This is a genomic window from Dictyobacter halimunensis (genome assembly GCF_036245075.1).
Map to the genome: position 1 here is coordinate 3,130,601 of NZ_BSRI01000001.1, position 26,894 is coordinate 3,157,494.

16 protein-coding genes and 1 pseudogene are annotated in these 26,894 nt (G+C 52.5%); 11 read left to right on the forward strand and 6 right to left on the reverse strand.

Annotated features, from left to right (window positions below):
* The first annotated feature begins 118 nt into the window (after nt 1-118).
* Nucleotides 119-577, forward strand: coding sequence for a hypothetical protein (locus tag AABA21_RS12820; protein ID WP_338250501.1), 459 nt, complete (start codon nt 119-121; stop codon nt 575-577).
* 1,062 nt (nt 578-1,639) lie between these two features.
* On the opposite strand, the gene AABA21_RS12825 is transcribed toward AABA21_RS12820, so the two are convergent.
* The 5 genes from AABA21_RS12825 to AABA21_RS12850 all read right to left on the reverse strand — a co-directional run bounded on the left by AABA21_RS12825 (nt 1,640) and on the right by AABA21_RS12850 (nt 10,221).
* On the reverse strand, nt 1,640-2,827 hold the full coding sequence (locus tag AABA21_RS12825; RefSeq protein ID WP_338250504.1) for an IS256 family transposase: 1,188 nt from the start codon (nt 2,825-2,827) through the stop codon (nt 1,640-1,642).
* Between the two features lie 501 nt (nt 2,828-3,328).
* A complete protein-coding gene (locus AABA21_RS12830; RefSeq protein ID WP_338250506.1) occupies nt 3,329-4,561 on the reverse strand; it encodes a tyrosinase family protein in 1,233 nt (410 codons plus the stop codon).
* A gap of 52 nt (nt 4,562-4,613) precedes the next feature.
* Complete coding sequence (locus AABA21_RS12835) at nt 4,614-4,865, reverse strand: tyrosinase family oxidase copper chaperone (protein WP_338250508.1); 252 nt, start codon at nt 4,863-4,865, stop codon at nt 4,614-4,616.
* A 1,014-nt stretch (nt 4,866-5,879) separates the two neighbouring features.
* Entirely contained in the window at nt 5,880-8,828 is a 2,949-nt protein-coding gene (gene fxsT / locus AABA21_RS12845) for an FxSxx-COOH system tetratricopeptide repeat protein (protein WP_338250510.1), read from the reverse strand.
* A gap of 418 nt (nt 8,829-9,246) precedes the next feature.
* Nucleotides 9,247-10,221: an MmyB family transcriptional regulator gene (locus AABA21_RS12850; RefSeq protein WP_338250512.1), complete on the reverse strand. Its 975-nt coding sequence runs from the start codon at nt 10,219-10,221 to the stop codon at nt 9,247-9,249.
* Between the two features lie 324 nt (nt 10,222-10,545).
* On the opposite strand from AABA21_RS12850, the gene AABA21_RS12855 reads away from it, so the two are divergent.
* The 10 genes and pseudogenes from AABA21_RS12855 (at nt 10,546) to AABA21_RS12905 (ending at nt 25,739) form a co-directional block, all read left to right on the forward strand.
* Nucleotides 10,546-11,421: an alpha/beta hydrolase gene (locus AABA21_RS12855; protein ID WP_338250514.1), complete on the forward strand. Its 876-nt coding sequence runs from the start codon at nt 10,546-10,548 to the stop codon at nt 11,419-11,421.
* Between the two features lie 20 nt (nt 11,422-11,441).
* Nucleotides 11,442-12,176, forward strand: a complete 735-nt coding sequence (locus AABA21_RS12860) for an alpha/beta fold hydrolase (RefSeq protein ID WP_338250517.1) — start codon at nt 11,442-11,444, stop codon at nt 12,174-12,176.
* Between the two features lie 992 nt (nt 12,177-13,168).
* Nucleotides 13,169-14,995, forward strand: a complete 1,827-nt coding sequence (locus AABA21_RS12865; RefSeq protein ID WP_338250519.1) for a PAS domain-containing sensor histidine kinase — start codon at nt 13,169-13,171, stop codon at nt 14,993-14,995.
* Between the two features lie 411 nt (nt 14,996-15,406).
* Nucleotides 15,407-15,871 carry a hypothetical protein gene (locus AABA21_RS12870; RefSeq protein ID WP_338250521.1) on the forward strand — a complete coding sequence of 155 codons (465 nt, stop codon included), beginning with the start codon at nt 15,407-15,409 and terminating at the stop codon, nt 15,869-15,871.
* Nucleotides 15,872-17,650: 1,779 nt separating this feature from the next.
* Nucleotides 17,651-19,437 (forward strand): annotated as a pseudogene (gene ltrA, locus AABA21_RS12875) (group II intron reverse transcriptase/maturase).
* 134 nt (nt 19,438-19,571) lie between these two features.
* Nucleotides 19,572-20,900, forward strand: a complete 1,329-nt coding sequence (iscB, locus tag AABA21_RS12885; RefSeq protein WP_338250526.1) for an RNA-guided endonuclease IscB — start codon at nt 19,572-19,574, stop codon at nt 20,898-20,900.
* A gap of 161 nt (nt 20,901-21,061) precedes the next feature.
* Nucleotides 21,062-21,556 carry an LLM class flavin-dependent oxidoreductase gene (locus tag AABA21_RS12890; RefSeq protein WP_338250528.1) on the forward strand — a complete coding sequence of 165 codons (495 nt, stop codon included), beginning with the start codon at nt 21,062-21,064 and terminating at the stop codon, nt 21,554-21,556.
* Nucleotides 21,557-21,567: 11 nt separating this feature from the next.
* Nucleotides 21,568-22,077, forward strand: a complete 510-nt coding sequence (locus tag AABA21_RS12895; protein ID WP_338250529.1) for an LLM class flavin-dependent oxidoreductase — start codon at nt 21,568-21,570, stop codon at nt 22,075-22,077.
* A 76-nt stretch (nt 22,078-22,153) separates the two neighbouring features.
* Nucleotides 22,154-23,182, forward strand: coding sequence for a zinc-dependent alcohol dehydrogenase (locus AABA21_RS12900; RefSeq protein WP_338250531.1), 1,029 nt, complete (start codon nt 22,154-22,156; stop codon nt 23,180-23,182).
* A 769-nt stretch (nt 23,183-23,951) separates the two neighbouring features.
* A complete protein-coding gene (locus AABA21_RS12905) occupies nt 23,952-25,739 on the forward strand; it encodes a Rieske (2Fe-2S) protein (protein ID WP_338250534.1) in 1,788 nt (595 codons plus the stop codon).
* 214 nt (nt 25,740-25,953) lie between these two features.
* Here AABA21_RS12905 and AABA21_RS12910 read toward each other — a convergent pair whose 3' ends face one another.
* Nucleotides 25,954-26,817 carry an enoyl-CoA hydratase/isomerase family protein gene (locus AABA21_RS12910; RefSeq protein WP_338250536.1) on the reverse strand — a complete coding sequence of 288 codons (864 nt, stop codon included), beginning with the start codon at nt 26,815-26,817 and terminating at the stop codon, nt 25,954-25,956.
* Nucleotides 26,818-26,894 lie beyond the last annotated feature (77 nt).

The window sequence follows — 26,894 nt, forward strand, 5'->3', positions numbered from 1 at the left end:
GCGATATACCAGGGATTAGCAAGAAGGCGGTTTTGTAAGATTTGCCTCATATGGTAGTCATTCTTGTGGCGTGATTGCAGATAGAAATGGTATTGAGAAAGGTACGTACAGAGAAGAGATGGAAAAAACCTCAGAGCATAGGACCGTTCAACAGCAGCTGGCACGCGTGGTTTCCGAGATTTCGAACCCCTTGTTTGTTGCGCTCCCAACATTTTTAGTGATTGCACTGGTGACAGCGCCTGATGTGGTGCATGCTTTCCTTTGGTGGATCATTCCTATTCTGGGTATCTCGGTGGCACCATTTCTTTTTATCTGGCAGGGTGTACGCAAAGGGAAGTTGATGGATCACCATGTCAGCCAACGTGAACAGCGTTTTGTGCCGCTCTTCTTTGGCCTGACGTGTATGCTGCTCAGCTTTGCGGGCCTCTACGCTTTGCACGCGTCTCCCATACTCATTGCTACCGTGGTTGCGGTGATCGTCGCCTGCGGTATTTCGCTTATCGTAACGCGCTATTGGAAGATTAGCCTGCACCTGGTTGGTATAGCGGGTGCTGTGACGGTCTTTGTGCTCCTCTGAAACATCTTCTTCTAAGGAACCGATACAAGATTCGATCTCCTCGTTATCCTCTGTATACGGTGGATTATAACGATAATAGGTATAGCTACTTTGCCCGGTAGGATGATCAGGGGCATTGAATGTAAACTGGTAGGATGCTAACACGCCATACAAGATCGACCACCAATAGCTCGGCGTTTGCCCGATTTGGAAGGTAAAGCTGATATCGAGTGTATCTGCCATATTTCAAGGATCATTCCTGATAAAAAATATCATATGATATAGTGGTCCCAGTTGAATACATGCCTGCCTATTCTATCCTCTGTGAGTTTCCTCATCTATTATTTTTGAGTTTTTCTAGTTCTTTTGCTTTGTATTCTGCAGGCTCTATGATATGTCCTTGGAATGAGGCGATCAATGTTCCTTTGTTACATCTGAATGTTGTTCTCTCCATTTGTTCCATTCTTGAACACTCTGTTTGATAAGAGAAATGAGTTCTGTTTTTGCCATATCTCTTTTCCACTTCCTGTGCTGAGTATTTTATCTTTTTCTCTTATACCGTAGATTGTCCAACACTTTCACTGACACAATTGTAAGAGGTATCCATACAAAAAGATGTATAGCAATTCAAGGAGTCCTGGCTGTACCAGAAGATACTGTTTCTCTTTGAGCATATGCGACGCTGCGACTTGTTGCCCCAGTTCCTGTTCGTGTCTCTTGCGATTAGCTGATGTCTGTAAAAGAATTTAGGAGTCGTACAGCACAGACAGAAAACACATGGGAGAGCGTTCTCAACGCAACGGGATCAATAGTACAACAAGCAGGCATGAGGCGAAAGAGGACACCATGCCGATTGTTGTGTAGAGGCAAAGTGCAAGTAAGCAAGCAAAGAGGTGAAACCAACGGTATCCTCCTGACAAATTCCGGCGGAACAGGAACATGCAACACAGGCATGCAAAACGCACGAGACAAAAAGTTCTTTGAGGTGTTTCTGTTACACAGGATGGTCGACAAACACCATCTCCCACTGACCCACCCACTCCGGCTGGTTGCTCACAAGCCTTCGTAATCACCATTTCGTCTTTAGTTGACGGGAATCTTCGGCAAATGGATCGCTTGCATGACTGCCCACACGATGGTCACACAACTCGTTTCCGTGGTGAAGGAGTCGATCTGGTCGGTTCGCTGCCGCACATTGCTGAAAAAACTTTCAATGGCATTGGTCGTGCGAATGTAGCGATGCATCACCTGCGGAAAGGCATAAAATGTCAGGAGATGTGCTTCATCTTCCATCAAGCTTCGCACGGCTTCGGGATAGCGCTTCTGGTATTTCCCTTGAAAAGCTGCCAATTGGGTCAGCGCTTCCTCTTTCGTCAACGACTTCCAGATCCCAGTCAACTCGGTGGTGATCGCACCTCGTTCCCGTTTGGGAATGGCATTCATCACATTACGCTGTTTATGGATTACGCAGCGTTGGCGCAAGGTCGTGGGAAAAAGGGTGGAAACGGCTGCGAGCAACCCATCGTGTCCGTCCGTCACGATGAGATCTACCTGGGTGGCTCCCCGTGTCCGCAGGTCTTGAAGCAGGTCCATCCATCCGTCCTTGCTTTCTTCGGCGCACACCCGTAAAGCGAGTACCTCTTTCGCTCCTTCCAGATCTACTCCCAGGGCCGTTAAAATGATGGTTGAATCCGTTTGGTCTCCATGACGTACCGTGAAATGAACCCCATCGAGGTACACAATACGCCAATGGGTGTGCAAAGAGCGCTCACGCCACGCTTCAAATTGTTCCGTCAGTGTATGATTGAGCCGGCTCACGGCGCTGGCACTCGGGGCAACCCCCATCAGGGTTTGGGCCACTTCTCCTACTTTCTGGGTACTGACCCCAGCCACAAACATCTGCGTTAACCCTTCAGCCACCCGGGGTTCATAGCGATTGTAGCGATCAAAGACGTGGGTATGAAAGTGTCCTTCGCGATCTCTGGGAACTTCAAGATCTTCAATTGGGCCAGATGAGGTCGCCAGATCACGCGTGTAGGTTCCATTGCGATAGCCTTTACGTTCAGGCGTACTCTCTCCCCAGTCCGCTCCGAGAAACTGCTTCAGCTCTTCGCGCATGACTTCTTCGATCACCACACGCACCGCACTTCGCGTCAATGCGCGTAAATGCTCATGGAACGTTTGCTGTTCTGGTAATGATGGAGATGCTTGCTCCGACGATGGTAAGAGGTTGTTGTTCGATGTGATACCCTTTTTCTTAGGCACAGGCATAGTTGTTCCCTCCGGTTTGAAATGGAAGTTTTTACTAAAAGAGACAATCTATGCCTGTATTATCTCTTCTATTGACCTGCTTTGGGAGGAAACTCTTTACACAACAACCGGGATGGTGTCCGAAAGAGCATGGGCATGTTCCTCTTTTCATAAAAAGTTCTCTCGATAAGAGAGATGCATAAGAGGAGTGATGTGTGAAATACGTGTGGCTGGAGTGGAGAGTGTTGGCGAGGTTCTTGGGTGATACGGTGCCTGTGCCTAGCGCAAGGAGAAAGAGGATCGCGGTCTGATTTGTCTGGTTGTGGTTGTGAGGGAAGAAGGAGAGCATTTTTTGTGTTGTGTAATAAAATAAATCTTGATCTATTTTATTGCACCTCCTCATGATTTTTTGCAACACAGCCAAGCAGATTTCCCATGGCTCAAGCCATGGGAAATCTCAACGTTACACAGTATTTGTCGCTTAGACCGCCCTGTCGTCGTACCCGTATATCACTACCGTGCCTACGGTGTGGACCAGATCACCTTGCCGTCGAGCCCGTATATCACTACCTTGCCAGGTAGGACCACCAGGCGACCGCCAGTATGACCGCTGGTGCCAGATGACCAGATTATTTGGTTGTTCGGACCGTAGATGACCAGGTTGCCATCGCCCTCCATCCTGCATACGCCAACCGGCTGTCCGGCGGTATGCGAGTTCCACAGCTGTTGCCACGTGGGGACCCAGTAGAGCACCAGGTTGCTATCACTCTGATAAGTAAGGCAGTGAGTGTTGCCCCGGGAGTATATCCGCTGTCCGGGCATGAGCTCATCGAATGGCTGCATGTCGGTGTCCGTGTCGTAGCTGTAACCCATCTGGCCGTGGTTATAAAGCACGTCTGCCGGCGTGACGGTATCGTTTGGCTGATCCCATGGAGGCATGGCGTCTTCGAGGTTGTGGCCAGGGTTAGCACCGGAGAATGGAAGGTAGAGGTTATAGTCTCCGCCTCCTAGCTCCAGCTGCCGAACCTGCCAATCGGACCACTGCTTATCAACGAAACAGTGGTGCAAGAAGAAGACGGGGTCGTTTGGGGAGGTCATTGGCAGCATGGATCCACCGACCCACACGTGAACGCGGTTGTGCATCTGGGGTTCGGGTCCTGGAATCCAACCTTCTGCCTTGTTGCGGAACCCCGATCCAGAGCTGATGTTCCACGGAGCTACGTCGTAAGGTCCAGTTTTAAGTGTATCCTCAACGTCTGCCTGCGTTGGCAATGAGGGGATGTTAACTCCGAACTGACGCCTGAGGTAGGGTGGTTCTCCGTTAGTACGAACGTTCAGTGTCCAATTGCCTGTATTAAAGGCAAACGGACCATCCATAACCTGGCCGTCCGAGGTACGACCGTTTCCACCCATAAAACCTGGTCCCCAGATCGACGAGTTTGAAGAATTATCGAACGACCAATTCCAATATGGCAAACCAAGGTTCGGGTTTCGCGCTGCCTTCTGCAAGTCCCGCTCGAAGCGTCTCAAAAACTCCCGGTGCCAGGAGAAAAAAGCAGGACCACGGTGGCCAGCAAGCGCATAGTCTATGTGCTCTCTGACGTACCGATCGTATGTGCCGTTAGCTTTGAGGGTGAGAACCGCCTGAACAATTTGCGTCTTTTCTGGCTCGGAAAGTGTAACTTGGTTTTTCCGCTGGACAATTTGTGCCGTTTCTTGTTCGGAAAGTGTACCTGATTTTTTCCGGACGACCATTTTACGCCCCCTGATCTTAGAAGAGGAAGCTATCCTCTCAGGATACAAGCAACTACCTACGAGCAACCGAAGCTTGTTCTTTGGGCGGAAGACTGTCGATACCGGCCCGTGCGAGTTCTAAGAGTGACGCGTATTTGGTGTAGAAGAGAACCTCGGAAGAGTACGTTCCATCTGAATTGTGAATCACTCTTACCGGCTGCCCATCGATATTGAGTCGGGGCTCTTGAATCTCTTCTGTCGGTTTCTGTTCCGGTTCTTGAATGACGATATTCCGCCCTTTGTACGATTCCTGAATACGTGCCATTGTCCACCTCCTCGTTTAATAGATGAAAACCTTGGCTGTATAGCGTTTCGGCGCATTCTACTTTTGCTCTTTCAAGGTATAACCTAACCGAAATATAAAATCAATATGGCGATGAATTTCTATAAATAGACAATCCCTGGCTCGTAGATGAAAGAATTGAGCTTCCTTAATAATTCTATTAAACCTATATGCCATTGTTATATCAATATCCCATTTTTTGAATTATAATTAAAAATACTATGTTTAAGTAGTTCTTTTTCCGAGAACCATTCATATGATATGTGTCGATTTGCTGGTGATCACCAGCAACGGCAGTGCGGACCGGGGTGGGACATCCACCCCGGCCCGTTGTGCGAGCGCGCAGCCGCCGGGTTAGCGAGACTCGCCGAGAATGTGCGCAAGGGCGCGCTTGGGGATCCGGTAGCGGCTGTTGGGGGCCCTTGGCAGGGAGGCGAATGGCTTCGAGCACGCCGTGCTCAATCCACCGGCGAACCGCCGTCTCATCAACCCGGAGGGCTTTTGCGACTTCAGTAACGGTGAGGCAACGCAGAACCAAAGGGGATTAGGCCCTGTTTCTGCGTGAGGTGATCGAGCGGTACTATCCAACGGCGGAGAAAGTGATCCTGGTCATGGATAATCTCAATACCCATTCTCCCAGTTCCTTCTAGGAGGTGTTTGCCCCTGAGGAGGCGTGGAGATTGGCCCAATGGTTAGAGATCTATTATACGCCGATCCATGGCAGCTGGCTCAATATGGCGGAGATTGAACTATCGGCACTCTCTCGGTAAGCCTTGCGTGGGCGCATTGCGACGTTCCAGGAGGTGCAACGGCGCGTCGCTGAGTGGCAAGGAGGACCGTGATCATCAGCGGACGCGCATTGATTGGCATTTTACGACGGACGATGGCCGTATCAAGCTCAAGCATCTTTATCCGCAAATTCAAGGCTGACAAAGCACTATTATGTCGCGAGAGGCGCGAAAACAACGAGGGAGTTGTAGATGTAGACACTACCCTTTATTCACTCAGCTCTGACAGAACCGCCTGTAAGCACTGACGAACATCGATGGTTTTCGCATGGGCACATCCGAGCGCTTGTTCACAGATCGTGAGTGCACGTTGGTACAGCACAACTGCTTCCCCGTACTTGCCACAAGTATGTTGAAAGCCCGCGAATTCGTGCAAGAGAGCAGCTGTTTCAAGATGTTCTGATCCCAACAGGCGTTCGCGGATGTGCAGCCCGCTCGTGTAGAGCGCTTCAGCTTCTGTATTTTTCCCTTGCTCTCTGTAAAGCCTGGCAAGCCCGCTCAGTGGGTAAGCAACCTCGGGATATTCCGGTCCCACCTGCTGTTCCCAGATGCTCAATGTTCGCGTATGAAGTGGCCTGACATCCGTACAGTTCCCTTGTCCGTTGCAGCAGTTTGCAGCAACCCCATCGAGAGGATAGGCCACTTTTGGATAGTCTAACTCCAATGTGCACAGGTGAATTGCTCGCTGGAAGAGCGGCTCAGCTTGTGTGTATTTCCCTTGCCGAATGTAGACATGTGCTAACCCATTCAAGAACGTAGCGAGATCAGGATGTTCCACGCCCACCTGCTGTTCGCGAATGGCCAGCGCCTTCTCACAGAGCGGCTCAGCTTCAGCGTATTTTCCCTGGCAGGAGTAGAAAATAGCTAGATTGTACAAAGAAGTGGCTATCAGAGGATGTTCCGACCCTATTTGCTGCTCCCAAATATGGAATGCTTGCCGATAGAAATGCTCAGCTTCAGCATAATTTTCCTGGCGATGGAAAAGGATAGCCAGATTGTTCAAAGACGCCGCCACCAGAGGATGTTCCGACCCTATTTGCTGCTCCCAAATATGGAATGCTTGCCGATAGAAATGCTCAGCTTCAGTATAATTTTTCTGGCGATGGAAAAGGATAGCCAGATTGTTCAAGGACACTGCCACCAGAGGATGTTCCGCACCAAGACTCTGCTCACGGATATATAGGGCCCGCCGATTAAGTCGTTCTGCGTCCGCAAACTTTCCTTGATTTTCATAGAGGATAGCCAGATTGTTCAGGGTATTGGCCACTTGAGGATGCTCTGTGCCCAACTGCCGCTCGCGAATGCACAATGCTCTCTCATAAAGCTGTTCTGCGTCCGCAAACTTCCCCTGCCCTCTAGAGAGATCGGCCAGATCATGCACAGAATCGGCCACCAGTGGGTGTTCAACCCCTACTTGCTGCTCACGAATGCGCAATGCTCTCTCATAGAGAGGCCCGGCTTGCGCATACCTGTCTTGCAAGCGATATACTTTTGCCAGACCGTGCAAAGAAGCGGCAACGTCGAGGTGCTCAGCCCCTCCTTGTTTCTCCCTGATCTGGATGGCCTGCTGATACAATGGTTCGGCCAGGGGGTAGAATGCGCGTTCACGCAGGTAGGTTGCTATCCGGTGAAGGACCTCGGCGGCTTCAGGGAGCAGAATATGATGCCGTTGGATTAACTGGCTACAGGCATAAGCCTGTTCCAGATAGCGCAGGCATTGAGGCCAGGAGCTCACATCATGCTCTGGATCATGAGGAAAGATCGCGTATATAGCAAGAACCGCACATGTTGCCCATTGACGTTGTTCTTGCGGCGTCATCTGTTCCATCTGAATAACCTGTACCAGGCGATGGATACCCAGAAAATGGCCCTCCGAGCACCGCGTCACGAGAGAAAAGGCCAGTAAGGTCTGCAGGAGCTGGTTGAAGGCGAAACGATCTGCCGTAGCCTGTCGTAAAGCAGGAGGCCAGTAGGAAGCTCCTTCTGTGAAGAGCTCTTCTGGTATATGATCGGGTGCGAGACAGGCGCAGAGACGCAACAGATCTGCGGCAGCAGGATTGGCTTGTTTTATCTGGGTGAATGACAATGACCAGGTCGTTGCAACTGACTCTGGATACGATGTGATCTGCATGCCACGGCGGGAGAGCAGGGCATAATGGCGTTCCTGATAGATCTGTAGATAGTCACGAAAACTACATTTTGTCTCATCGATGTAGGCACCAGCCTGATCGAGGGCGAGCGGGAACCGTGCGAGCGTCTCGACAATCGTGCGAGCCTCCTCGATCTCCTGAGGTGAACCATCTACACAACGTTGCGCCCGGCGACGCAAGAAATATATGGCCTCGTGCTGTTCCATAAGTTCCACTTCAAGAGAGGGAGCCAGCGAACCTGTTGCTTGCGCTCTCGTAGTAAGGAGAATACATCCATTGCCATGTCGAGGAAGATAGGGCTGCACAATAGGAAGGGCATCAGCGTTATCAAAAATGAGCAACCATGGTTGCTCACACTGCTCGAGCCAGAGCAGTGCGGCAGCAACGAGCTTGCGCTGATCCGTCATGCCTTGCGTGACCATCTCAGGCAGAAGCGCGGTGAGTTCGACAAAGCTTTTCTGGATGGTTTCTTCGCTGGAGGCAACGACCCAAAGGGTATGAATATAACGCCCCTGTTCGAGACAGCGATATGCAAATTCAATAGCAATCTGTGTCTTGCCAATGCCTCCCAGTCCCTTGATGGCCTGTATTTGTGTTAAGATCGCCCGGCGTAGAAACGCTGGCTGGTTTGCGGATGGCGGAGCGAATTGGTGGAAAAGCTGATCCAGCAGATATTCCCGCCCGGTAAAATAAGGATTGCGCGTATAAGGTACTGTCCAGAGAGCCCGTTCTTTCGGTGACTTATTATCTACATCATCTGCATCTGCTTCCTTGCTTGTGACAAGAATGGGGGAGAGCAAAGTATCTTCCACATTCACTTCTTGCATGCTGTTTCCAAAGAGCGCACTCAGTTTTACACGAAAGTAGGCGCTGGGCAAATGCCTCCCGCGCTCCCAGTGTTGAACTGTAGTAATTGCCACACCCAACTGTTCCGCCAGATCACTTTGTCGCCAGTTACGGCTGATGCGTTCATGCCGCAATCGCTGATGCCAGGGTTCTTTTTGCATAACCTTTCACCTTTATTTGCAATAGCCAGATGACAATGAGGGCAGGTACCAATGTTGGTTGTGTTGCAGATTGCTTCTGCAACACAACCAACATTCCTTCCCCAGTTTGACGAACCGTCCGATATGCACAATGTTTCTGTTCAACGAGATTGTTGAGATACTGGTGTTGGTGTAGTTCACAAAGGAGCAGCCAGTACTTCCGCTGCCGCCAAATTGTAAAAAGCTGCGGAATACATCGTATTTTTATCAAACGTGATCGCACCAGGAGTCACCGTGTGGAAAGTGTCAGGAGCTTGTGCAAAAATTTGGATGGGGATTGTGTTCCTATACCATTGCCTCATCCTTAATTCTACGCTCATCAGGTGAGATTATTGCTTGCAACACTCCCAGAAAACCACATTCCTATTGTAAAGGAAACTCAAGGGACAACTTGTCCGCCAGATGTTGGTGTAAGGTATGGCAGTCCGATCTCCTCGAAAATTGCCTGGTCCTCCAGAGAGATGGGGAGAAAGCCAATAATCTGGGGAAATGTGTAATGGAAATAGCCTGTGGAAATGAGAAGCGGACGCAAGGAAAGCGAGCGAGAGGGATCTCCCAGGCGCGGGACCGATGTTTCCAGAGTAATGCCTGTTGGTGATATTGAGGCTTCTTCTACGCTTTTTCTGGGGAAAATCTGCTGCCAATGCGAGGCAAATTCAGGGAGGAGCAGAAGTCGGTTGAGCACTTCCTGATACCAGGGTTCATATATGCTCAGGAGGTTTGCCGCTTTAAAACCGTAGATGGTCTGGGAGGCCATTTGCTCCCAGGATTCACGATTAGTCATCAGGTTGGGATACAGGGGGAGCGTGGGATCGAACAGCAATTGGAGCAAGTTTACAGAGGAAGCAGGAAGCTGCGCAATTTGTTCAGGAGAGAGATCATAGAGGTGCAGGAGCGATGTATTGAAATAATGAATGCGCCAGTCCCGATTGATAATCATCGCGGGCATCGGCAACGCCTGTGCCGTTTCAATTGCCACGCCCAGCACGCGTTCCAGGTCTGGCCCGGTGAGATAGAGTTCGACCGGGAAAGTATGGGCCGCGAGAAGTAAACGATTGCGTTCCGGCAGGCTACATTGGAAGTAGTCTGCGATTTCCATCACCACTGCTCGTCGGGGTGGACGGGTAATATGGCCTTGCCGCATGCGTTTATAGCTGCTGTACACCATATCTTCGAGTTCTGTCCGATGCCATTTGCGTGGTCCCCAACTGTCTTCCCGCGTTGCAAAGGGCACGCTCTCGCGGCTCTGGCCGGCTTCATGCAACCTGAGAAGAAGCAATTCTTCAACGACTCTAACAAACTCCACACAATCGGGATGAACCGTTGTGGGAAGCGAAGGCTGTAATTCCATCATATATCCCGAACCATTGTCTCGACGATGCTTCTACTTTACCAGATACGATTCTCTTTTGCAACACAACAGAATAAAGCACATGTGGCCAGCCTGCTATTCCTTCACATACGCAGAAAACAGGCAAGCTGCTGGCACTCCTCCCAAAGTTGAAGGGCCATATTGCAGTCTGATGCAGTTTGAGAGCAAGTGCTTTTTCGCTACAATTCCGAGTGGGGAATCGTTCGTTGCGAGCACCCTTTCTTATTGAGTTATGCAATATGGACATACGCTGTCATGGAGTTACGTTTCATCCACAACAGCCTGTACTTAACGGAGGATCATTCGTTGAAAAGTATTTTCGCGACCACGCGTCGCACATTTATCAAACGCACGGGAATCATAGCAGGGACGACGGCCCTCTCGGGAGCAGGAGTCGCGGCTTTCCTGAGCCGCACCGCATCTTCTGCGGCTGCGGCAAACGCATCGAACACGACGGATAAACATATATCCTCAGCAGGAGCGGGGATCAATGTTCTGCTCGTCCATGGTGCCTTTGTTGATGCTTCCAGTTGGCACAAAGTGATCTCCTTGCTCCAGGGTCAGGGGTTCAATGTGCTGACGGTTCAGCTTCCCATGACCTCGATAGCTGATGATGTTGCCGTTACGAACGAAGCCCTGGCCTACCTTGCGACCACCTCCAACCCGACGATCCTGGTTGGTCATTCTTATGGTGGGGTTGTGATTAGCAACGTCGGACTTACTGGTTCAAACGTGCGCGGCCTGGTCTATATCGCGGCCTTTGCTCCCGATAGCGGGGAGAGCGTCCAGAGCCTCATTGGCCAGTTCCCAGCCACACCCGTTGGCAATGTACTCGCGCCTTCGTTTGTACCTAACACCCTTTGGATCACGCCATCGGCCTTTCCCTCTGTCTTTATGCAGGATGTAAATACAATTGAAGCCAAAGCGGACGCGCTGGCACAGAAGCCCTGGGCGCTCTCCTGTATTGGAACTCCATCAGGAACGCCCACCTGGAAATCGGTGCCATCCTGGTATCTCGTTTCCCAGAATGACCGGGTAATCAATCCTGATGCCGAGCGCTTTTTTGCGAAGAGAATGGGTGCCACCACTCGTGAGATCGCTTCAAGCCATGCCTCGCCGGTTTCCCATCCCCTGGAGGTCTCCGAGTTTATTCTGGCGGCATCTCAAGCAATTCACGCCTAATTGGAAAGGAAAACATACTCATGAGCCTATTCGCTCATCAACACGCTCACCAGGGAGTGAATATTGTATTGGTTCACGGCGCCTGGGCAGACGGCTCCAGTTGGAGCAGTGTCATTGAGCGGCTCCAGAAAGAAGGCAACACCATAACTGCCGTCCAGATGGCCCTGACCAGTTTTGCTGACGACGTGGCGCAAGTGCGACGGGTGCTAAGCGCTCAAAGCGGCCCTACCATCCTGGTTGCTCACTCTTATGGAGGCGCAGTCATCACCGCGCTTGGGAAGGATGCACCCAATGTCGTCGGGTTGGTGTACGTGGCGGCGTTCGTCCCTGATCAAGGGGAGTCGCTGAAAGGTTTGATTACTGGAGGGCCACAACCAGCAGGGGGAGCCGCATTTCGCCCTGACGAGTGGGGCCTTATCTGGCTCGACAGAGAGGGATTCTCGCAGTACTTCGCCCCCGATGTGAACCAGGCACAGGCGCGGGTACTGGCAGCGGTGCAGAAACCTATCGCTGCCAGTACTCTTCTCACGGAAGACACATTTGGGGAACCAGTATGGAAAACGCTGCCTGCATGGTATCTGGTCACCGAACAGGATCAGATGATCCCACCTGATGCCCAGCGCTTCATGGCCCAACGCGCAGGAGCGACCGTTGCCTCGATTGCCTCAAGCCATGTCCCTATGATTTCCCATTCAAACACGGTTGCCGATCTTATCCTGAACGTAGCAAAAGCGATAGAGCCTGCTGCTAAGTAGGTGGAGTAGCTCTTCTCTTCTCAATACAATCACACAACATTTGGGGGTTGAAAACGCTCGTTCGAAGGAATGGAGTGGACACATCAGCAGCGTATCCCGCATTTGTTCTGTGATTGTATTGAGTAGGGGCCAATGTGCAAATGACGCATGAAGAAAATGGACAAAAATTTGATATTGTATGCCCTGAGCTTGAACCACTTTTCTGTATTCTCAGCTCTGACAGAACCCGTACGCAGATTTCTCTGCCGTAGTCAGGAAAATCATACTGATGGAAACGTTCTGGAAGAAACGCCCTGAACCATAGGTTGAGTTTGACACCGCTCGTATCATCCATTACACTATAGATGTAAGAAGGAAATCTCTGTTCCTAGCGATCAAAGGCGTCGCTTCATTCGCTCGTGTTTCCAACGCACCCATGTCACGAGTCCTCTCATATCGCATCAGCCAGAGATGGCTAAAAAAGCACATCAGTACGTACGCCAGGCGATGAAAGCACTGCACTATCGACACCGCTGTATCGTGGCGCCACGGAGGCAGAATCTATTCAAGAGAAGGGAACCGATTGTTTGGGATGTTCAGTCCCCGTCCTCTTCGCTGTGATATGCCTGTAAAAGACAGGGCCATAATCAATGGCCACCCGTTTTTTCTCTGTCATGCCAAAGAACACGTCGAGCGTGCAAAAATCTTCAGTGATTGTTTGCAGGCAGCAACGATTCTTGCCTGATATTCAGCGCGGCTGAAGTTCCTTCCTTTCGTTCCCGTGTGTATACCTTGGGAATAGCCATGATTCAACGTTGCCAGATGGTGTATTCTCCCATCAGAAGCAGTCGAGCGTGGCTATCCATCAGATAACCAACCGAAAAGAGAGCCCTCCTGGATAAACAGGTTGCGATTAGAAGACCTGGCGTGTGAATGACACTCTTGCAGCAAGAAAACACGGAGGCCTCTTTATCCCAAGGGAGTGGGTCATGTGAAAGGAGACAGACACAACTATGTTCATGGAAAAGTCTGCCGCGAGCGAAGAAGAAATCCGTGTGTTGCTTGATACTATGCCCCAGTTCGTCTGGATCTGTCGCCCAGATGGGTCAGTCGCCTATTATAGTCAAAGCGGGTGCGACTATACTGGGATGACCACCGACCAGATACAGGGAGAGGGATGGCTCCAGTGTCTGCATCCTGATGATCGACAACGCACGCGGGATGCATGGCAGGCTGCTCTACACATAGGGGGCCCTTATGAGATAGAACAGCGCATTCGGCAAGGAACGACTGGAGTCTATCACTGGTTTCTCACCAGAGGCAGGCCGCTCAAAGATGCCCAAGGCATGATTGTGCAGTGGGTTGGCACAAGTACCGACATTGATGCGCAGAAACAGGCCGAACTGCGAAGCAAAGCCAGCGAGGAGAATTTGCGCGTGCTGGCCGAAGCGGTGCCGCAACTCGTCTGGGTGACACAACCAGATGGGTCTGTGAGTTATGCGAATCCTCGCTATTATGACTATACCTGTGCCACTTGTGAGCAATTACAGCATTTTCACTGGTTGCAGTTCGTACACCCTGAGGATGCTGCGCGTGTGCTTGCTCTTCGGCAGCATTCGCTCGAAACAGGGGGACGCTATGAGATCGAATATCGTCTCAGGAATGGGATCACAGGAGCGTATCGCTGGTTTTTGACGCGCGCTCTGCCGGTGCGCGATGCAGCAGGCCAGATCATCAAATGGTTTGGCACCAGCACTGATGTCGATGACCAGAAACGGACGGAGGAAGCTTTACGCCAGAGCCAGGCCCGCGTCCACGCCCTCATCAACTCCAACATTATCGGGATCTTTGTCTCCGAAGAGGAGCAGATTGTCGACGCGAACGACACCTTTCTGCGTATGACCGGCTATACACCCGAAGATCTGCGTGAAGGGCGCATCAACTGGATGCGCATGACGCCTCCAGACTATCTGGCTCGTACTCAGCAGGCTCGTCAGGAACTTGTCACACAGCCGTCGATAACGCCCTATGAGAAAGAGTACGTGGGTAAAGATGGCAGTCGCCTTCCGGTGCTTGTGGGATGTATCAAATTGCGAGCTGATTCGTCCCAGGAGATCGCCTTTGTATTGGACAATTCGGCCCGCAAGGAACTGGAGCAGCGCAAGGATAACTTTATCAGCACGGCCAGTCATGAACTCCGGGCGCCACTTACCACCGTAAAACTCCAGGCCGCGCTGCTCAAAAAGCGCCTTGGCAGGCAGAGCATGCAGCAGTCATCGGCGGACCTGGCCCAGATAGAGACACAGATCAACACGGGCGTGCGGCTCATGGAAACGTTGCTCGATGTCTCCAGAATTCAGACCGGCGTCCTGACATATGCCCAGGAGTCCGTGGATCATGACGCCTTGCTTGAAGAGATCGTCGAAACACTGCAGCAGACGTGTTCAACACATACCATCATCCTGCGTGGTGTTACACAGACGCTGTTCCTGGGAGACAGAGACCGCCTTGGACAAGTTTTTACCAACCTGATCAGTAATGCCATCAAATATTCACCCCAGGCAACAACGGTCGAGATTGACCTTAACGCTTCTCCAGAGGCGGTCACGATCAGCGTGCGTGATCATGGGCTCGGCATTCCGCGAGAGCAGCGCGAGAAAATCTTTGAACGCTTTTATCGAGCCTCTGGAGCAAGACAGCATACCATTCCGGGTCTGGGGATTGGCTTGTACCTGGTCGCCGAGATTGTCACGCACTATGGGGGCACCATCACCGTGGAGAGCCAGGTGGGACACGGCTCGACATTTCATGTCACCCTCCCGCTCAAACAGGAGGCCTGAGGTGGCGTGAGTATAGTGCAGGATGGGATTGCTGTCCAGATGTATCGATCTTGCTCTCAGGGTTTCTCAAACGTCTTGTTCTTGGCCGCCTTTCACCTGGCGTATCGCCGCCGTTGATCCAACAATTGGCTGCCTGGTGACGACTCGTGACGCCTGCTCCAACGACGTGTTCTCACAAGTGTGGGTGAGTGGTTTTCGCTTTTTCTGGCATACCAGGTACCATATGAGCCGGATTTGCCCTCAAACATGGATTTGTCCCACATTTGGTGATGAATGAGCTAACTGATTGGAAAAAAATCAGATTCCTGTTGAGATTGACCTCTCAATGACCACCTGAAGCGTTCTGAAAAAGAAGAGTAAGAAAAGGAATGCATCCTTCTCGTTCAAAAGAAAGGCAAATCGGAGAAAAATATGGAAGAACAAATCGGATGCAAAGCATTACGACCCAACCCCGCGCTTGAACCCTTGAAGGTGTTCGTGGGGCAATGGCAAACCACCGGGTCTCATCCCTATTTTCCCGGGATAATCTTGCATGGCCGTACAACTTTTGATTGGCTTGCTGGTGGCGCGTTCTTGATCATGCACACAGAGATTGATCACCCTCGTTTTCCTGACGGGGTTGCGATTTTTGGCAGCGATGATGTGGCGAAAACCTATTTTCAGCTTACCTTTGATGAACGTGGCATCTCCAGAAAATACGACATGTTCATGACAGGAAATCAGCTCAAGTGGTGGCGTGATGAGCCCAGTTTTTCTCAGCGATGTACCATGACCATAGAAGACAACAGCAACGAGATGGAAAGCCAGGGTGAAATGTCACGAGAGGGAGCGACCTGGGAGAAGGACCTTGCACTGACGTACGTACGAGTAAGATGACACATTCGCACCTCTCTCCCTTCCCAATGGGTAATGCATCTGTTCGCATACAGAGAGCAGTGGAGCGAAAAAACATCCAGTCATGCTTTATTGGCTTGTCCGTAAATATGACTGGATATTCTTTATTGAGGACGACATATGTATATCAGAAGGCTGATATTACTATGCTGACCTTACTTTTTCTTCTTTTCTTGCTGTACCTTACGTACCGCATCGTGGAACTCTTTTTCGGCCTGCTCGCGGCTGACTGGCTCCCTCCCCTCAGCGGCATGCTTAGTCGCTTCACGGATCTCCTGTCGCTCTCTCCTCAGGGTTTTCTCGTCGGCAGGCTTTTCTGGCTTGTAAAGTTTGTATTGCTCTTTATCTTCGCTTATATACGATTAACCCTTTCACTTCTCGCATGATTCGCCAGAACCACGCTTACTCAACATAGATCAGCAATTGTTCTGTTTGGCAAGTCGCTGCCTGTATCTCGACATAATTGCAGGTTCTGCCCACGAGATACGCAACGAGAGTGTAGTAAATGGGCAATGAAACAATGGAAGAGATTGTTAAAAACAGACAGGGGCTCTCAGCCCTCATGAGGAGCTCATAAGGGCAATAGCAACGCACGAACATCGTCTGATTGTAAGCCATGTCCTCCTGTATTACTTGATAGCGAGAAAGATAGGGATGCCTGCCACGGAAACACGCCATTGCGGTGGCCCCCACCAAGCATTCCGTGAGAGCCGATCAGACCAACTCCAACGGTAATGCGAACGCACTTCACGAGCGGGACGTGGTGGGGAAACCTTCTCCCAAGTCTTTAGCCACAGAAGAGTCTCCTTCCAATTGTGAAGGGACTCTTCGTGAATTAGATAGAAGAAGTTGAGTGAAGTTTATTGTTTCACGAAAGAATGTAAACAGCAGGTTGTACACCTCTTCAAAACCAGCGGAAAAGCCAAAACAGGTAGTACCCCACTCATTGGTGAAAAAGAGGAAAAGGCTTGAAAAAAACGAAGCACCTCAGTATGATGTGGTAGAAACCACATGAACTGGTCATGGACCCCGGTTTGAAAATCGGGGTTTGCAGCAATCCGAGCGATTGACGCACGCCTCGCCATTTTCCGACCGCAACATGAGCAGACTTGGCCCGAAAGGGCTCCGTTGGGGGCGAATACAACCATAAGTACCGGTGGGTGCGAGGCCAGCCCACCGCGTGCGACCCGTTCACGTGAAACCGTGGCAACATGGGGGATACGTGGCAAAGTTTGTACTTTGACAACTTGATGTTCGATGTTGGGTGAGACAACCGCCAATCCCCAACCCTTTGTGAATGAGGAAATGCTCCTTCCCCAGGGTAGCGACTGACCCTCAATCCCTGAAGCGGGAAGGATGTAAAGGAAACCTGAATCCAACAGGACTCCTCTACATGCAGGTCGTCATGGAAAGCGAAAGCGAAGTACGTTGATTCATCGTCACTGGCACCAAGCCTACGTGGATTATTGGCTTGCCCAAAATGGGAAAGGATAGGGGCCTGGCTCAGCGGTAAAGACCAGGATTCACCCCCATTAAACCCGGTGAAAAGTACTCTCCTAAAACGACGCAAAACGAACATCAGGAACGGGATAACCAGCATTGAAGCTCTCCCAGATGGTCGATACTGGGAGTAGGGAGTCACCCGCAAGCGCAATGCTGGCAGGATTGTCTCAGAAGCAAAGGCTCAGAGTAATGTCTGAGATATGCTGACAGAGACACGATAGTTTGGACGATAGAGGCTCAAGTAGGAGTCAAGAAGCTATGAGCATGACAATGTATAGATGGGAAGACTTGCCGTGGGAAACCATTGAACGGCAGGTATTCAAGCTCCAAAAGCGCATTTATCAAGCCTCACAGCGTGGCGATGTCAAGACAGTCCACAGTTTGCAAAAACTTTTGATGAAATCCTGGTCAGCCAAATGCCTTGCGGTACGTCGGGTAACGCAGGACAATCAGGGCAAGAAAACCGCCGGAGTAGATGGAGTGAAATCCCTCACGCCACCACAACGATTGGCACTTGTCAGAGGATTGGAACTGGTCCCGAAAACGCGCCCTGTACGAAGGGTATGGATACCAAAACCTGGAACACAGGAAAAACGCGGTTTAGGGATACCCACCATGTACGAAAGGGCATTACAAGGACTAGTCAAGCTCGCACTGGAACCCGAATGGGAAGCCAAGTTCGAGCCAAATTCCTACGGCTTTCGACCAGGACGCTCATGCCACGATGCGATGACGGCCATTTGGATCGGTATCAACAAACTGGATAAATATGTCCTGGATGCGGATATCGCCAAATGCTTTGATCTCATCAACCATCAAGCCCTCTTGGACAAACTCTCGACTACGCCGAAAGTCAGACGAATCATTAAAGCCTGGCTCAAAGCGGGAGTCATGGAAGGGGAAACCCTCTTTCCAACAGAAGAAGGCACACCTCAAGGTGGCGTGGTGTCACCTTTGCTTGCCAATATCGCCTTACATGGACTGGAAACCGCAGTAAGAGACGCCTTTTCCGACACGAAAACGGTGAAGGGAAAGAAGATCTACAACTGGAAACCATTGGTCATCCGGTATGCCGACGATTTCCTGATTGTGCATAGGGATAAAGCGGTCATAGAGGAGGCTAAACAAGTAGCGGCAAGATGGCTTGCAGGCATGGGTCTCGAACTGAAACCGAGTAAAACGAGAATTACCCACACCCTTCATACTCATGAAGGAAATGTCGGGTTTGATTTCTTGGGATGGCACATCCGCCAATATCCTGTAGGCAAAACGCATACCGGAGAAACAGGCGGACCAGCCTCTCGACCACTTGGTTTCAAAACAATCATCAAACCGAGCAAAGAAGCGGTACACAGGCATCTCCTGAAGATTAAGGAAGAGATCCAGAAGCACCAGTCTCACAAACAGGAGCATCTCATTGGAGGTTTAAACCGAATTATCAGGGGGTGGTGTAATTATCATTGTAGAGTAAGCGCAGGCGAAACGTTCGCAAAGGTAACACACCTGACCTGCCTAAAGCTTCTGCGTTGGGGCAAACGCCGTCACAACCATAAATCTGCCCAATGGCGACACAGGAAATACTGGTCGGCAGGGACAGAATGGCGATTTGGGATACCTGGTGGAGAACAATTGCTGAAGCACTCAGATTTCCACCAGGTAGACCACATCAAAGTAGCAGGGAACAGAAGCCCCTTTGACGGCGATTGGAGTTATTGGGCGACCAGAATGGGACACCACCCTGATCTGCCTGCCAATAAAGCCAAACTGCTTAAGCAACAGCAAGGCAAATGTGCAAAGTGTGGGCTGTACTTTAAAGATGGAGATTTGCTGGAAATCGATCATATCATCCCAAATCGCAAGGTGGCAAGGATGAATACAAGAATATGCAATTGCTCCACCGACACTGCCATGACCAAAAGACAGCAGAAGATAGTTCGGCTGCCAGAGGTACTCATGACAAGAACCAAATTATTGAGGAGCTGGATGAGTCGAAAGGCTCCCGTCCAGTTTTGAAGACGAGCGAGAAAGGCGACGAACTCGCTTAGTTTAACTCTACGGCCAGTGGTTAAACAGATCGAGGGTACGGTCAGTGCCGCTGGCACACAAACCGCTTCCAACATTGTCGAGGCCACCATTACCCGCGCAAGCGGAGGCTCCGCAAGGGGCGCCAGGAGTTGCTATGTCGCACGTGTTTGTCGTGGATACCAACAAAGAGCCACGTGCCCCGGTCCATCCTGGGCATGCTCGCCTGCTCTTAAAGCAGGGTCGCGCCGCTGTGTGGCGACGCTATCCCTTCACCATCGTGTTGAAAGGTGGTGCCCCTGCCCAGGAGGCGCAGCCGTTGCGCCTCAAGATCGATCCAGGCAGCAAGACCACTGGCCTTGCGCTGGTCAACGACGAGAGCGGAGTGGTGGTCTTTGCCGCAGAGTTGGTCCACCGGGGGCAGCAGATCACGAAGGACCTCACCACCCGCAGAGGTGTCCGGCGGGGCCGCCGCCAACGCCAGACCCGCTACCGCCCTCCCCGCTACCGCAATCGCAGGCGAGAGCAGGGCTGGTTGCCCCCCTCGCTTTTGAGCCGCATCCATAACGTGGTCACCTGGGTCAAGCGCTTGCGCCGCCTGGCTTCCATCCAGGCGATCAGCATGGAACTGGTCCGCTTCGACATGCAAGCCATGGAGCATCCGGACATCAGCGGCACGCAGTATCAGCAAGGCACCCTCGCTGGCTACGAGACCCGCGAATACCTGCTGGAAAAGTGGCAGAGGAAATGCGCCTATTGCGGGAAAGAAGGGGTCCCTCTGCAGGTGGAACATATCGTGCCACGCGCCAGGGGAGGCAGCAACCGCGTGAGCAACTTGACGCTCGCATGCGAAGCCTGCAACAGGAAGAAAGGCACGCTGGATCTCTCGGTGTTCCTCAAGAAGAAGCCCGAGGTGTTGAAACGCATCCAGGCACAGGCCAAAGCTCCGTTGAAGGATGCAGCCGCCGTCAATGCCACACGCCTGGTGTTGCTCGAACGGTTGAAAGCGGTGGGTCTGCCGATCGAGTGTGGCAGCGGGGGACGCACGAAATACAACCGCGTCATGCGCAACCTGCCGAAGACGCACTGGCTCGATGCGGCATGCGTAGGGGCCAGTACGCCCGACGTCTTGCAGGTCGCAGGAGTGCATCCCTTACGCATCGAGGCGTGTGGGCATGGGTGCCGGCGCATGCGCAACGTCAATAAGATCGGTCTGCCGTGTTCAGCGCCCAAAGGGCCGAAAAAAGTCCAGGGCTTCCAGACGGGCGATATCGCCAGGGCCATCGTCACGAGGGGCAAAAAGCAGGGGGTCTATGTGGGCAGGGTCCTGGTGCGCGCGACGGGTTCGTTTGATATCACCACCCGGCGTGGGCGTATTGCCGGCCTGGATGTGCGCTTTTTCAGTCATCTGCACCGTTCGGATGGCTATAGCTACGCGAAAGGAGAAGGCTATGCCAATCCCCCCACCCAATCCCCCCCGAAATAAGGAACGGCAATCCTCCCCTGCTTAAAAGACAGGGGAGGATTGGCCCGGCTTGGTGAAATAGGATGGGGCTTGAAAAAATCGGAAGCCATTGGCATGGAGTTGATCAATTCTGTACTATGCTTATTTTGTAGCTCATCCAGCCTGGTGGATGGAGGTTGCATTTGCGTTTCTCGCTGTTCTATAACTTTGATATCCTGCCCGGTCAATCCGTTTCTGCGGTGTACCGAGAGGTCGAGGCTCAGGCAATTGCTGCTGACCGCCTGAGTTTTGATGCGATCTGGTTGGCCGAGCATCATTTCGAACTCTACGGTCGTATGCCTGACCCACTGCTCTATCTGGCACGCATCAGTAGCCTGACCAGCCGCATTGGCCTTGGCACAGCCATCGTTGAGGCTCCCCACTACCATCCCTTACGCCTGGCAGAGGATGCCGCACTACTGGATGTGTTATCGGGTGGGCGTGTGAGGCTGGGTGTAGGATCGGGAGGGGGCAATAAACCTGCTGAGTTTGTAAGGTTTGGCATCCCTATCGAGGAGAAAACGGCCCGCACGATAGAGGTTGTGGAGATTCTACGCCAGGCTTTCAACCAGAAGCAGGTCAACTTTGCGGGCAAATACTATCAGGCAAATACTATCAGTATGAAGGTATTGAGGTGAACCCTCATCCCATGCAGCCTGCACAGCAGATAATCTGGTTAGCTGCAGGCAACTCAACCCCTGAGGTGGCCGGTCGTTATGGCTATGGCTTGTTGATTCCTCGCGTTGGCCCTGCCACGCGCCATCAAGAAATGATCACACGGTATCGCGAGGCGCTAGAGGGTAAGCCCGGCCTGGTCTCATTGTTACGTTTTGTCTATGTGGCCGAGAGCGAGCAAGAGGCCAGGGAACAGACACGAGAGACTGTTGCACGCTATGCCAGACACGATTGTCGCATCGATTGGGATGGGCGTACAGACAATAAGGAGTACTTCGAACTGATACATCGCTTGAATGCGGTGATCGGAACACCTGATCAGATTGTTGAACAACTTACAGCATGGCAGCAAGAGTATGGCTTTGAGGAGATTATGTGCCAGTTGTACGCCGCTGGTATGCAACACGAAGACTCACTCCGTTCCCTCGAATTATTAGGCCATGAGGTTTTGCCCCGTTTGTTGCAAGACCAGCCCAGGATGTGAAGGAGCCGGGTGTATGAGTGTGGTCCCAGAAATCGAGAGCCGACTTCCAGACGAAAAGAAATGAAAGTGAGAAAGCATGAAAGCACTGAGGAAACTGGCTTCTGGAGCAGGACACCTGGAACTGGTAGATGTTCCAGATCCCAGAGCTGTGCCAGGGCATGTTGTCCTGGCGGTGAAGGCCGCTGGTGTGTGTGGCACCGATATTCATATCTTGCACGACGAGTTTCCCACCATCCCACCAGTGACGCTGGGGCACGAGGTGGCAGGGGAGGTCGTCGAGGTGGGATCTGGCATATCCGATTGGTCGGTGGGGGATCGTGTAGTCACAGAGACCTATTACGGGGTGTGTTTGCAATGTGAGTACTGTCGCGCTGGTTATTCCAATCTCTGTGCCCAGCGTCGTTCTATCGGCTCCAAGGTTGATGGAGGTTTTGCCGAATATCTTGAGGTTCCAGGGCGTCTTCTCCACCGTATCCCAGATTCTCTGAGTTGGGAAACAGCAGCGCTGACAGAGCCGCTTGCCTGCACCGTCCATGCTCTCAACCAGGTGCGTATTCATCCTGGTGATTGGGTGGTTGTTTCTGGTCCAGGACCCATGGGGCTGCTTGCTCTCCAGGTTGCCAGAGCCGCGGGCGGAAGAGTGATCGCGCTTGGTCTCACTCAGGATACCAAGAGGTTGGAGGTAGCGACACAGTTAGGTGCCCACAAGACATTCAATGTTGAAGTTCTCGGCAGTCAGCAGGCAATAGCCGAGGTCACAGCCCTGACCAATGGCGGTGCCCATGTGGTCTTAGAATGTGCTGGTGCCGGCCCTTCTGCCGACCTTCTCCTCCAGGTTGTTCGCAAGCGTGGCGCTTACGGTCAAATTGGTCTCTATGGAAAACCTGTGCCCATCGACGTTGATACAATCTGCTACAAAGAACTGTCGGTGAGCGGCACCAATGCCTCTATTCCTGAAGCATGGCCCCGTGCTCTGGAACTTCTGCAACTGGGACTGGTAAAGAGCGAGGCCATCATCTCAGGTACCTGGTCCCTGCAACAGTGGCAAGATGCCTTTGCGAAGGTGCAGGAGAAAGGGGCATTGAAAGTACTGATGGCACCATAACAGCAGTGGAGAAGAGGCTCAATGCAGCAAGAATCTACGGACACCTTAGCAAAGACCCTTTGGGCGTATCAGAACCTTCATCACCCACTGGAAAAATCAGACGGTTTCATCGTCTCGGCAGCCATGATCAACAAGTGGCTGATGCAAAAAATAAGTAAGCCCATTTCAGGAGAAGTGTGCCGGGCTGCCAAAGATCCAGGGCCGCCAAGAACGTGGTTGCATGGGTGTTCTCCTTCCAGGAATCGGGATGTATTTCAGGCATCTCTTTAGATAAATGCATATCAGCCTGGATTTTTTAGCTGGGGAGAGAGATGAGCGTTGTTGGTATTGTCAGGTGACGGGATGGTGCTCTGGCAGAGGCCAGAGGATGTGTGAGAGTGACGTGGTGAGCCTGTCAGGTGAGCCTGTATGTTTCCTTTTCTGTGATGTGAAGGAGGAAGGATCAGCCCCACCCATCCCGCCTGTATTCTCCAGCAGGCACGGGTTGTGCGATTTGTTAGAGTGGTTGGGGCGATGATCCCTCCACGGTGCCTATGCGTCTCTGCTGTCTGTAGAAAGTATACATACGCTCACAACACGGGTTTATGGAGTGACGCCTGGTGGCGTGAAAGAGACCGAACCTCCCCTGAAACGAGCGCATGGGCATCAGGCACCTCCTGCCCAAAGGGGCACGGGCAGAAAACCTCGCCTTTCGGACAGGGTGCATGCTGGGAAGACATGGTAAAATAGGGGTAATTGATGGTGTTTCCCACTTCCAGGAGGTTCTGCTATGACCATGCTCTCCCAGCCTTCAACTGGTACCAATTGGCAGCGAGTGGCAACCGTCCACGACCTGGACGCACGGGGGTGCAAGACAGTGCATGTCACTGGGCGTACCCTCGTCCTCTGGCACTCTGCTGGGCACGTGTACGCGCTGGATAACCGCTGCCCCCACATGGGCTTTCCCCTGGATCGCGGCACCTGCCGCGATGGCATTCTTACCTGCCACTGGCATGCGGCACGCTTTGATCTCCGCACAGGCGGGACGTTTGACCCGTTTGCAGATGATGTTCAGGTCTTCCCAGTGCAGGTGCGTGGCGAGGAGATTTGGGTGGATGTCGGTGGAGAGCGCGACCTGCGTGCCCATGCTCGCGCGCGGCTGCGTGATGGGTTAGAACAGAATATTCGTCTGGTCCTAGCCAAGAGCGCGATTGCGCTGCTGGAGCAGGATGGAGATGACCGCGAGCCACTGCGTATCGGGTTGGAATTTGGCGTCCATCACCGCCGCCTGGGCTGGGGTCAGGGCCTGACTATGCTCACCTGTTTTGGTAACCTCCTTCCTCATCTGGACGCCAAAGAGCGCCCCCGCGCGGTGTATCAGGGGCTGGACGCTGTCTCACGGGAAACCGCCGGGGCGGCGCAGCGTTTTATCCTCAAGCCGCTGCCAGGACCGACGCCTCCTGCATCCACGCTCAAACGCTGGTTCCGACAATTCCTGGCGGTGCGCGATGAGGAAGGGGCTGAGCGTGTGCTGGTGAGCGCTGTGCGTGCGGGCCTCAGTCCGGCAGAACTGGCTGAGTTGCTCTTTGCTGCCACCACCGATTATCGCTATCTCCAAATTGGGCACGCGCTAGATTTTGTGAATAAGGCGCTGGAGGCGCTCGATCTGGTGGGCTGGGAGCCCGACGTGACCGAGGCGGTCTTAAGTAGTCTGGTGCCGGGCATCGCGGCGGGCAGTCGGCAGGAAGAGAGCAATGCCTGGCGCCATCCGCTCGATCTGGTGGCGCTCCTGGAGCAAGCGTTTCCGCAACTTCCAGCGGCGCTGACTGAAGGACGTCAAGCGCAGGGAGCCTGGGTCGGGCGTGTGGCGTTGGCTGAGCAGGTGCTCGCAGATGACCCGCAGGCGACGATGGAAGCCCTGCTCCAAGCCTTGCGTGAGGGCGCGACGCCAGAACAGGTGGCGGGTGCGGTGAGCTATGCAGCCGCGTTACGTATCGCCCGCTTCCATCTGAGTAACGAGTTTGGCGATTGGGATACCACCCTGCATACCTTCACCTTTGCGCATGCAGTACACATGGGCCTGCGGCGCATTGTAACAGTGCCAGAAGCGGAGGCAGCTCAGGCGGAACTGCTGCGTGGAGTGGGTGATGCCGCTATGAGCATCTATCTGGACCGCTTCCTCAACATCCCTCCAACGCGGATCCCAGAGCCGCAGCCCAGGGGGGACCAGCCTGAGCGAATGCTGGAGCAGTTGTTAGCGCAGTTAGATACCCAACAGCAGGTGAACGAGGTAGCCGAGTTGGTGGCAAGGTATCTCTGCGAAGGAGGAGATGAACGACACTTGTTGGCGCAGCTGGGCCATGCGCTGTTACGGGAGGATCGAGATTTCCACAGCATCCAGGCAGTTGAGGCAGCGTTTCGCGAATATGAGTTGTTGCGTGGCACGCCGGAGGCAACACATGTGTTGATTGCCGCAGCCCGCTACCTGGCGGCGCATGCGCCCACGCCGCGCGCCCAGGGGCAGACCTATCAGATTGCGCTGCGCCTACATCGTGGAGAGCATCTGTTCGAGGGGTAACGATTTACTCTCTCCAAGACAGGTCCTTCTGGAATGTCTCAGCCATATCTGTTCATGTGCTCGTTCAGGGGAGGTTCGGTCTCTTTCACGCCACCAGGCAACCGGGGAATTCCGCGCAAGTTGCACCATTCTTCCTCTGAAACGAGCACATGAACATCAGGTGAGCTGGCTTGCCGAGGGGAACCGCTGTTCCTCCAACCATTTGAAGTCGCTTTCAATCTCCGGATTTTGTATCATGCCGTCCCACGAAATCTCCCAAGCGATCTTCTGCATCGCCAGGTTTGCTGAAACCTTGCTCTATCAGTGCTTTGATTCTCTGTTGCGTGGCCGGTCGCGCCATCGAAGCCACACAAGCATCCCACCCGGATTGGACTTCGATATCAGGCGGCAAACTAGCGACGTCGACAAGGCGCTTAACATCCATGATTGTTTGTTTATCGAAGAAAGCGATTCGGGTGGCAAGCGTATCGACAAATCCGTCAAGGTCAACATCCGGTAACGACCGATTTACATAGCCGTAGCGTTCGGCCAGGTCGCCTGGGATGTCGTCCGCGCTTAAAATTACTTCAAGTGCGCGTCCTCTTCCCATGAGGCGCGACAGTCGCGCCATAGGGCCGCCACCAGGCACCAGACCTGTGCCGACTTCAAACTGCGACAAGATGGCTTTCTCGCGACTTGCAAACCGCATGTCGCAGGCAAGTGCAAGCTCACTTCCCATGCCAGTTGCCCGTCCGCGAATCAACGCTATTGATACGACTGGTGCACGGCTCAGCCGCGCCAACATCTCGGGCCATGGATGCAAGCCTGTTGGGCCAGGAGAGAGGTGTGCAAAATCATCGAGGTTTGCAAGAAAATCCAAATGAATCAAAAAGAAACCTTCGACAGCACTGTCAAAAACCACCACCTTAACCTGCTCGTCGGTTCCGATTGCCGTGATAATCTCACCCACTTGCGGGAGCATCTCTGGAACAAAGATGTTGATCGGTGGGTGGTCAACCGTGACCCGCCAATATTCGGGTAAGCGCTTGACCAAGCGTATCTCAGCTGCCTTTGCCGCTGCGTACTTCTGACCTTTCACGTTTGTTGCCTCCTCCTTGGTGTTGATTGGAACGGTGACGTTTTTTTTGCGCCATCAAGTGTGTGTTGCGAGCCATA